We start from the raw sequence: 8,059 nt of genomic DNA, 5'->3' as shown, positions 1-8,059 counted from the left end.
TATGAGCGGAACCGCGCGCTTATACGATAACTCAAACAGACAATGCCGGGCTTGTTCCGGCATCCAACGCGCAACACCGGAAGGATTCCGTGATGGAGGATTGGACCTCGGCACAAGGCCGGGGTGACAATCGAACTCGAGGCGGTGCCGGCGGCCGCGATCAACGCGGCTGGAACGTGCTCTTCGCCAACCGCACCGCCAGGAACGGCAGGCCTTTGTAATTGCCTTTGTGATAAGGCGAATCCGCCTCCAGCACCGCCGTGATGCGCTTATGCGCGGTGCCGAGCGCGTGATACGGCAAGCCGGGCAGCAGATGGTGCAACGCGTGGTAGCGAAGGCCGACCGGCGCCCACAGCATCGGCAGCATCGCCGGTGGTGGCACATTGACCGAATCGAGATATTGCGCGGTCACCGTCATCGCTTCGCCTTCGTTCTCCCAGAGATGGGCGACGAGGGTGCGGACTTGGTTGATCACCGCGACCGCCGAGGCGACCAGGAGGAACGTGACGAACGCCTTGAGCGGAACGACGCCGGTCGCGGTCAACGCGATCAGCGCGATCGACCAGACGCTCGCTGCCGCCTCCAGACGATGCCACAAGCGGCGCGCCTCGCCCTCGGGCGCACGACGCTGGAACGACGGATTGATCTGCAATCCCGAATAACGCGCGACCACGACGCGACGCAGTGCCGGGATGACCAGCGACAGCGGCGTCAGCACCGCATAGCGGAACATCAAGGCGACCGGCGCCAGCGCCGACACGAGCAGGAATACCGGCAGGGTCCAGGGCCTCATCAGCGCGAGCGGCAGATATTCGGGATCCTCGGCGGTGCCGTAGCGCGTCCGCGCGTGGTGCAGATTGTGGACGCCTTCGTACATGAAACTCGGCGTCAGCAGCGGGATGCCGACCAGCAGGTTCCAGCCGAGCCGGAAGCCCGGCACCGCCGAATGCTTGATATGCGTGAGTTCGTGGATGAAGCTTTCCGCGCGATACAAAGCGAGCACCGCGACCACGCCCGCCGCGATCGCCCAGCCGAGCGACGGCGCCAGGATCGCGCCGAGCAGCGCCACATAGCCGATCGCCGCCGACAGCAGCATGTCGGTCCAGTAGATGCGCGGGCTCGGCGCATTGAGGTCACGCGTCAGGTCGGCGGCGGCCTTCAGCATTGCCTTGTCGTCGTCGATGCGCACGCGCACGGGCGCGGCATTGGCCGCGCCGGCGGTGCGGCGATCGAGAGTCACGGATGTATCCATGGGGTGCGCCATTGGCCGAACATAGTGGCGACACGGTGGCAATCCAACGACGAAGCCGCCGCGATCAGACTGATCGCAATTTCCCATATCCGAGTAACTTGCCGACATCTCGAGCGCAGGAGCGGGATTGTCGAAGCCCCGGACAAGGCCTAACGCGCGATCTGCTCCAGCCTGATGAGGTGCCGATGCCCGGCCAAGTGACCATTCGCCCGATCGACAGCAAGGGCGACCTGAAGAAGTTCGTCGCCCTTCCCTATCGTCTCTACAAGGACGATCCCAATTTCGTCCCGCCGCTGAAAGGCGATGCGCTCAAGAAGCTCATTCCGGGCAAGAACGGCTGGTTGAGCCACGCCAAACAACAATTGTTCCTGGCCGAACGCGACGGACAGGTCGTCGGCCGCATCTCCGCGCATATCGACACGCTGGCGCTCGAAATGCCCGCGGATCAGGGCTTTGGCCCCGGCTGCGGTCAATTCGGCTATTTCGACGCCGAAAACGAGGAGATCGCCAAGGCCCTGATCGCCGCCGCCGAGCAATGGCTGAAGGACCAAGGCATGACCCGCGTGCTCGGCCCGATCAGCGCCTCGATCTGGGAGGAACCCGGCCTGCTGATCCAGGGCTTCGATCACCCGCCGACGATCATGATGGGGCACAACAAGCCCGAATATCAGGCCTGGATCGAAGGCACCGGGTATCAACCGGTCAAGCAGGTCAAGACCTACGAGCTCGACGTCACCAAGCAATTTCCGCCGATCGTCCAGCGCATCGTCCAGATGGGCGAGCGCAACGAGCGCATCCGCGTGCGCGAGGTCGACAAGACCAAGTTCGACGAGGAAGCCGCGATCATCCTCTACATCCTCAACGACGCCTGGTCGGACAATTGGGGATTCGTGCCGTTCACGCAGCCCGAGATCGACGATATCGGGGTGATGCTGAAACCGATCGTCTACAACGACCTGATCCGCATCGCCGAATTGGACGGCAAGCCGGTGGCGTTCATGATCACGCTTCCCGACCTCAACGAGGCGATCAAGCCGCTCAATGGCGACCTGCTGCCGTTCGGCTGGGCCAAATTGCTGCTGTGGTTGCGCAGGCCCAAGGTCAAGACGATGCGCGTGCCGCTGATGGGCGTCGTCAAGGAGTTGCAGGCATCGCGCATGGCGAGCCAACTCGCCTTCATGATGATCGAATATATCCGCCGTGCCGCCGTCGCGAATTATGACGCCAAGCGGGGCGAGATCGGCTGGGTGCTCGACGACAATCAGGGCATGAACGCCATCGCCGACGCGATCGATAGCAAGGTCAACAAGGTCTACCAGATCTACGAAAAGCAGCTCTGAACCGTCGCACGCGCAAAAAGGCTGCACGGCTGTTCGGCAAAAGACGGTCCGCCATGAAAGAATAGAGCTGAGCGGGCGATCCGAAAATCGCGCGCTCAGCTCCAGGAATGCCACGCCGCCGGGCCTGGCTGGGAGGGCGGCAGACTCGGCGACGTGGCGGGCATCCGGTCCCGGCCAAGCGAGGGAATGCACGGCCGGTGGCCGGAAACCCTTAGGGATTCAGCGGGTCGAAATCGTCGTCATGCATCCATTCGTCGCGGGTCTTGCAGACCTTACGTGGGATGCGCGATTCGGTGACCGAATAGACTACGCAATAGCGTTTGGCCGGACGCGCCTCGGTCGGTGTCGCGCGCGCGGTGGGCGTCGCATCGGCGGATGGCTGACGACCGTTGGCCGACGCCGGGCTCGCGATCATGGCCAACGCCAGCGCGGCGCAGAGGCCAGATCCCGCAATCAAAGCTTTCATCATCCCTTGCTCCTTTCCGGACAGGGCGCGACCAATGGCCGCGCCCCGGAAGACGGCGTCAGTTGGTTTGCGACTTGGTCGGGTCGACACCCTCGGCGCGCCATTGATCGAGCGTCTTGCAGATCTTGCGATCGAGGATCGTGCCGGTGGTGGCCGGGACCTTGTAGCAATAACGGGTCGCGGCGTTGGGGGTGGACGCCTGCTGTTCCTTGGGCGCGGCATTGGGGTCGGGCTTGACCTTGCCGGAGGCGAGCGCCGGACCGGCCACCAGGACGCCCAGCGCCGCGACGGCGGCGATCGTGTACTTGAACATACGCTTGCTCCTTCTCCCGCTGGCGGGGGCTACCAGCGCGTGTGTTGGTGCATTAAGTATGCCAAACACATGAATTGTTGTTTTTCAGATACTTAGCTGTCGACTACAGATGTAAATGTTGGCGGATTTCGCCAAGGCGCGGGAGAATTCGCCATTATGCGGCGAACGGCGCATGGCAGCTGACGCGAACGTCAAAAGCGGCGGGCAATCCCCGCGTATAGCTCGACATCAGGTGCGTTGCGGTCGAGCCCGGCAACCGTGCCGATATCGAGTTGCAGGTTCTTGCGCGCCATCCAGGCAAGCGAGACCGAAGCCAGATCCTGGGTGGTGCCACCCGATGGATCCTCGTCCCGCTGGACCTGGTTCTCCACCGTCAGGGTCATCGAATCGTTCAGCGCAACGCCGATCCCGACCACGCCGCTATAAGCGAGATGCCGTCCGCGCCCGTCCTGATCGACCGCCGCGTCGATTTCGGGCGTGACCTCGAGATTGACCGTCTTCGACAAATCGTAGGTGATCGGGATGACCAGCCCGCCCCCCCAATCGCCCGCGCCGACCGGGGCGCGGCCGACCGGTAAGCTCACGAACGGCTGGAGCGCGATCGACAGGCCGCTGCCGTCGGGATGACGCAGATTGGCCTTGAAGCCGAGAGTCGCGTCGCCGCTGCGCGTCGCGCGATCGACCACGCCACCAGACCGGTCCCGGACGATGCCGAGCGGCGTCCAGCCGATCTGCGCCTCGACCGTGTCGGTCAGGCCGATGCGCACCGACGTATCGGCAATCACGACGGTATCGGTGCGGTCGCCACCTTGCTTGTCGAGCGTCCAATCGCCGAGCGAAGTTTCAACGGAGACCTGCCCCGGCGCCATGGTGCAGGCCGGCGTCCCGAGCCCGGGGCGCGCCGGACAATAATCGCGATCCTGATCGTCGGCATGCGCCGCGACCGGCACCAGCAACGCGACGGCGAACAGCACCGCCTTCATGCCAGCCGCACCGGCGTCGGGTCGCCGAGCTCGGCAATCGCTTCGCGCTCGGCCGCGACGTGCGCGCGGACATAGGCCGCATCGACCGCCGCCGCGTCATGGTCGGCCGCGAGATCGTCGAGGATCGCGTCGTCATCGCTTGCCGCGATGCGCCGGACCAGTTCGTCCGCGTCGCGACCGAGCGCGTCGGCCAGCCCGCGCATCGTCCGCGCGCGGACGCGAAAAGCGAAGGCATCGAGGCGGGCGCTTTCGAACTCACCCTTGCGGTGGAGCATCTTCTGAAGGTCGAAGGCCACCGCTCTGCTCTCTACCGCAACCGTACCCAGGTGGGCGCGTGGTCGCTCGCCTTTTCCCGGCCGCGATACTCCTTGTCGACGCCGGCATCGACCAGCCTGTCGGCGGCGATCGGGCTCAGCAGCAAATGGTCGATGCGAAAGCCGGCGTCGCGCTGCCACGCCCCGGCCTGGTAATCCCAGAAGGTCCAGACGCCGCCCATCGGGTGCCGCGTGCGCAAGCTGTCGGTCCAGCCTTGCGCGAGCAAGGCGCGATAGCGCTCGCGGCTCTCGGGCTGCATCAGCGCGTCCTCGGCCATCGCCCGGACCGAGAACGTATCGTCGTTGTTGGGGATGACATTGTAATCGCCCGCCAGCACCGCGGGCACTTCCTCGGCGAGCAAGTCGCGTGCGCGGTCGGCCAGCCGCTCCATCCACGTGAGCTTGTAGTCGAATTTCGGCCCTGGCCGCGGGTTGCCGTTGGGCAGATAGATCGACGCTACGACCAGCCCGTCGATATCGCACTCGAGATAGCGGCTATGCTCGTCCTCGGGATCGCCGGCGAGCCCGCGCTGGCGCTCGACCGGATGCTTCCCCTTCGCGAGCACGGCGACCCCGTTGAATCCCTTTTGCCCGTGCCACACCGCGCCGTAGCCGGCGCCGCCAATGGCATCGATCGGGAATCCCTCGTCGGCCGATTTCAATTCCTGGAGGCAGACGATGTCGGGCTGTTGCTCGGACAGATATTCGACCAGCCGTTCGAGCCGCGCCTTGATGCCGTTGACGTTGTAGCTGACGATTTTCACGCGGTGTTGTTTACACCGAGAAGGACGAGCCGCAACCGCATCCCGACGCAGCGTTCGGATTCTCCACCGTGAAATGCGCACCGCCGAGATTGTCGACGAAATCGACCGAACAGCCGCGCACGAGGTCGAGGCTAAGGTCATCGACCACCAGGCAGACGCCGTCGGTTTCCGCGACCGTGTCGCCTGGCTCGGCACCTTCGGCCAGCCCGAACTTGTATTGAAACCCCGAGCAGCCGCCGCCCTCGACCGACAGGCGCAGGACCGCCGGCTTTCCCTGGCGCTCGGCGATCCACGCCACGCGCTTCGCGGCGGCGGGAGTCAAAGCGATGTCGGTGGCGAGACTGGCCATGACCGGGAGATAGGCGCTCGCCCGTGCCTCATCAACAGACGAAAAGGACCGCGCCGGTTGCCCCGGCGCGGCCCTCCCTCTCGCGTCCCTCGATATGGATCAGTCAGCCGAGTCCGAGGCGGCCTCGTTGCTGACCGGAACCGTGTTGAGCTGCGGGCTCTTGATCGCCAGCAGATAATCGGCGGTCTGCAGGAACGGCACCGGATTGACCGCGCGACCGTCGATGCGAACTTCGTAATGGAGGTGCGGGCCGGTCGAGCGGCCGGTCGAGCCCGACAAGGCGATCAGCTGACCACGCTTCACCTTCTGGCCTGCGGTGACCAGGATCTTCGACAGATGCCCGTAACGGGTCTGGATGCCGCGACCGTGGTCGTGCTCGACCAGATTGCCGTATCCGCCCGAGCGCTCGGCCTTGTCGACCGTGCCGTCGGCGGTGGCATAGACCGCGGTGCCGATGCCGCACGGAATGTCGACGCCCGGGTGGAACGCCGCAGTGCCGCGGAACGGATCGCTGCGGATGCCGAAATTGCTGGTCAGCAGCTTGAAGTTCGAGATCGGCTGCACCGACGGGATCGAAATCAGGCCGTCCTGGAGCGTGTCGAGCTTCTTCCAGGTCTGGAACAACGCGCGGAATTGCGCATCGGCGGCCATATCGGCCGAAGCCTCGGCGCTATTGGCGGCCTCGTAGGGACCGCCCATCGCCGGCACCTTGCCCTGGAAGCGGTTGGGATTGATGCCCAGCGCCTTGGCGCGCTGCAGCGCCGCGATATATCTTTTCTCGGTGGTGATCCGCGCCTTGATCGCAAGCGTGATCTGGTTGTGCTCGACGCGGGTCAGCGGCGCGACGACATCGGCGGCGGCGGCGGCGGCCTTGGGATCGATCGGCTGAAAATCGACCGGCTGGACCTCGCCCTGCCCGCTGAGCGTCGCGGCGAGCATCTTCTGACGCTCCTCGACGCGCTTGGCGCGGGCGTCGGCGACGTAGCGGATCTGCTGGATCTTCGCCTGCATCCCGGCGACCTGCGCTTCCATCTTGGCGACCTTCGCCTCGGGCGTCAGCGGCGCTTCGGTCAGGCCCGACAGAGCGACCGCATTCACGCCCGCCTGGGCGACGCCATAAGCCGAGAAGCCGAGCGTGATCGCGCCCGCGACGGCGAGCGCAGCCTGGGTCCGCCCCGCTATCGAAAAGCGACGAAGATCCCGACCATCATGGAAAATGAAATCACGAGTCTTGAAGAATTGGCGGAGGCGGGAGAAACCGTCCTGCAAATCCATAAAGTTGTTCATGCGTCCCCGGCGACCCTGGCGACGATCCCCGCTTCGCGGCGACCTTGGAAAATGGTTGAACCGGACCCAGCCCCTCCGCGCCCGGAATTACGAGCGTGACCAGTGCCATCATGTCGCTTTCATGCAAGAGGCGCGTAATATTCGCGGGGCAGACCGGCAGCTTCGCGCGCCGAGTCGTTGAATGGCGGCTTCAACACGCCGCGAAAATAGCGCCTCACGAGGTCGCGCCAATGCGATTCAGGCGCGATTCCAGATGATTCGCACGCGATCCTGAACCATTTCGCGCCGTGCGCGACATGGCGGACCTCGTCGGCCAGAATACGCTCGAAAATGCGTGCGGTTCCCTGATCCCCGACTGCGACGAAGCGCTCGATCGTCGCCGGCGTGACGTCGAGCCCGCGCGCTTCGAGTACCATCGGCACCACCGCGAGCCGGGCGAGCGAGTCGTGCGCGGTGGCCTCGGCCGCTTCCCACAAACCGTCGTGCGCGGGCATCGCGCCGTACCGGCTGCCGAGCGCGCGCAGCCGGCGATCGAGCAACGCGAAATGCATCGCCTCGTCGGCGCCGACCGACAGCCAGTCGTCGACGAAGCCACGCGGAAAACGGTCGCCGAACCGCCCGGCGAGATCGAAGGCGAGGTCGATCGCGACGAACTCGATATGCGCGAGCGCATGGATCAGCGCGATCCGGCCGCGCTCGGACCCGCCCTTGCCGCGCTTGGGCATGCGGTTGGGCGGAAGCAACTCGGGTTCCGCCGGGCGCGCCGGGCGATCGGGCATGCCGACGTCGAAAGCGTACGCGAGCTCGCCGCGGCGCCAGGCGCGGACGACCCCACGGGCGCGCTTGACCTTGGCCATGGGGTCGGCGGTTTCGAGGACGGAGCGGCAGGCGGTGGCGATGGTGGTGACGGGAGAAATCATGCGCACGCCCTATCCGGAGAATGTCCTTCCGCCATAGCCTTCATGCAAACCGTCATCCCGGCCTTGTGCCG

At 65.3% G+C, this 8,059-nt stretch carries 10 protein-coding genes; 1 reads left to right on the top strand and 9 read right to left on the bottom strand.

The window, feature by feature from the left end:
• Positions 1-160: 160 nt before the first annotated feature.
• Positions 161-1,252 carry a fatty acid desaturase family protein gene (locus ACTHJR_RS04465; RefSeq protein ID WP_440521920.1) on the bottom strand — a complete coding sequence of 364 codons (1,092 nt, stop codon included), beginning with the start codon at positions 1,250-1,252 and terminating at the stop codon, positions 161-163.
• Positions 1,253-1,437: 185 nt separating this feature from the next.
• Here ACTHJR_RS04465 and ACTHJR_RS04460 point away from each other — a divergent pair, with 185 nt between their 5' ends.
• On the top strand, positions 1,438-2,592 hold the full coding sequence (locus tag ACTHJR_RS04460; RefSeq protein ID WP_440521919.1) for a GNAT family N-acetyltransferase: 1,155 nt from the start codon (positions 1,438-1,440) through the stop codon (positions 2,590-2,592).
• 211 nt (positions 2,593-2,803) lie between these two features.
• Here ACTHJR_RS04460 and ACTHJR_RS04455 read toward each other — a convergent pair whose 3' ends face one another.
• The 8 genes from ACTHJR_RS04455 to ACTHJR_RS04420 form a co-directional block, all read right to left on the bottom strand.
• A complete protein-coding gene (locus ACTHJR_RS04455) occupies positions 2,804-3,058 on the bottom strand; it encodes a hypothetical protein (RefSeq protein ID WP_440521918.1) in 255 nt (84 codons plus the stop codon).
• Between the two features lie 58 nt (positions 3,059-3,116).
• Positions 3,117-3,371 (bottom strand): hypothetical protein, encoded by a 255-nt coding sequence (locus ACTHJR_RS04450; protein ID WP_440521917.1) that lies wholly within the window; start codon positions 3,369-3,371, stop codon positions 3,117-3,119.
• 191 nt (positions 3,372-3,562) lie between these two features.
• Positions 3,563-4,354 (bottom strand): transporter, encoded by a 792-nt coding sequence (locus ACTHJR_RS04445; RefSeq protein ID WP_440521916.1) that lies wholly within the window; start codon positions 4,352-4,354, stop codon positions 3,563-3,565.
• On the bottom strand, positions 4,351-4,650 hold the full coding sequence (locus ACTHJR_RS04440) for a hypothetical protein (RefSeq protein ID WP_440521915.1): 300 nt from the start codon (positions 4,648-4,650) through the stop codon (positions 4,351-4,353). The genes ACTHJR_RS04445 and ACTHJR_RS04440 overlap by 4 nt, the downstream gene beginning before the upstream one ends.
• A gap of 11 nt (positions 4,651-4,661) precedes the next feature.
• The gene (gene xth, locus ACTHJR_RS04435) at positions 4,662-5,432 is read right to left on the bottom strand and encodes an exodeoxyribonuclease III (protein WP_440521914.1); all 771 of its coding nucleotides are present in this window, start codon (positions 5,430-5,432) and stop codon (positions 4,662-4,664) included.
• Between the two features lie 10 nt (positions 5,433-5,442).
• Positions 5,443-5,781, bottom strand: coding sequence for an iron-sulfur cluster insertion protein ErpA (gene erpA / locus ACTHJR_RS04430; RefSeq protein ID WP_440521913.1), 339 nt, complete (start codon positions 5,779-5,781; stop codon positions 5,443-5,445).
• Between the two features lie 99 nt (positions 5,782-5,880).
• On the bottom strand, positions 5,881-7,068 hold the full coding sequence (locus tag ACTHJR_RS04425) for a M23 family metallopeptidase (protein WP_440521912.1): 1,188 nt from the start codon (positions 7,066-7,068) through the stop codon (positions 5,881-5,883).
• A gap of 119 nt (positions 7,069-7,187) precedes the next feature.
• A complete protein-coding gene (locus ACTHJR_RS04420) occupies positions 7,188-7,988 on the bottom strand; it encodes a ferritin-like domain-containing protein (protein WP_440521911.1) in 801 nt (266 codons plus the stop codon).
• Positions 7,989-8,059: the final 71 nt, after the last annotated feature.

It is taken from the genome of Sphingomonas sp., assembly GCF_051962185.1.
Classification (GTDB): Bacteria; Pseudomonadota; Alphaproteobacteria; order Sphingomonadales; family Sphingomonadaceae; genus Sphingomonas.
The sequence above is the reverse complement of the archived record's forward strand: the minus strand, read 5'-3'. Positions and strand labels throughout refer to the sequence as shown.

Bases quoted from the DNA above. Each gene is read 5' to 3' on its own strand.
- ACTHJR_RS04445 (WP_440521916.1), bottom strand. From the start codon at position 4,354: ATGAAGGCGGTGCTGTTCGCCGTCGCGTTGCTGGTGCCGGTCGCGGCG.
- ACTHJR_RS04460 (WP_440521919.1), top strand. From the start codon at position 1,438: ATGCCCGGCCAAGTGACCATTCGCCCGATCGACAGCAAGGGCGACCTG.
- ACTHJR_RS04420 (WP_440521911.1), bottom strand. From the start codon at position 7,988: ATGATTTCTCCCGTCACCACCATCGCCACCGCCTGCCGCTCCGTCCTC.
- ACTHJR_RS04455 (WP_440521918.1), bottom strand. From the start codon at position 3,058: ATGAAAGCTTTGATTGCGGGATCTGGCCTCTGCGCCGCGCTGGCGTTG.
- ACTHJR_RS04450 (WP_440521917.1), bottom strand. From the start codon at position 3,371: ATGTTCAAGTACACGATCGCCGCCGTCGCGGCGCTGGGCGTCCTGGTG.
- ACTHJR_RS04465 (WP_440521920.1), bottom strand. From the start codon at position 1,252: ATGGATACATCCGTGACTCTCGATCGCCGCACCGCCGGCGCGGCCAAT.
- ACTHJR_RS04425 (WP_440521912.1), bottom strand. From the start codon at position 7,068: ATGAACAACTTTATGGATTTGCAGGACGGTTTCTCCCGCCTCCGCCAA.
- erpA (WP_440521913.1), bottom strand. From the start codon at position 5,781: ATGGCCAGTCTCGCCACCGACATCGCTTTGACTCCCGCCGCCGCGAAG.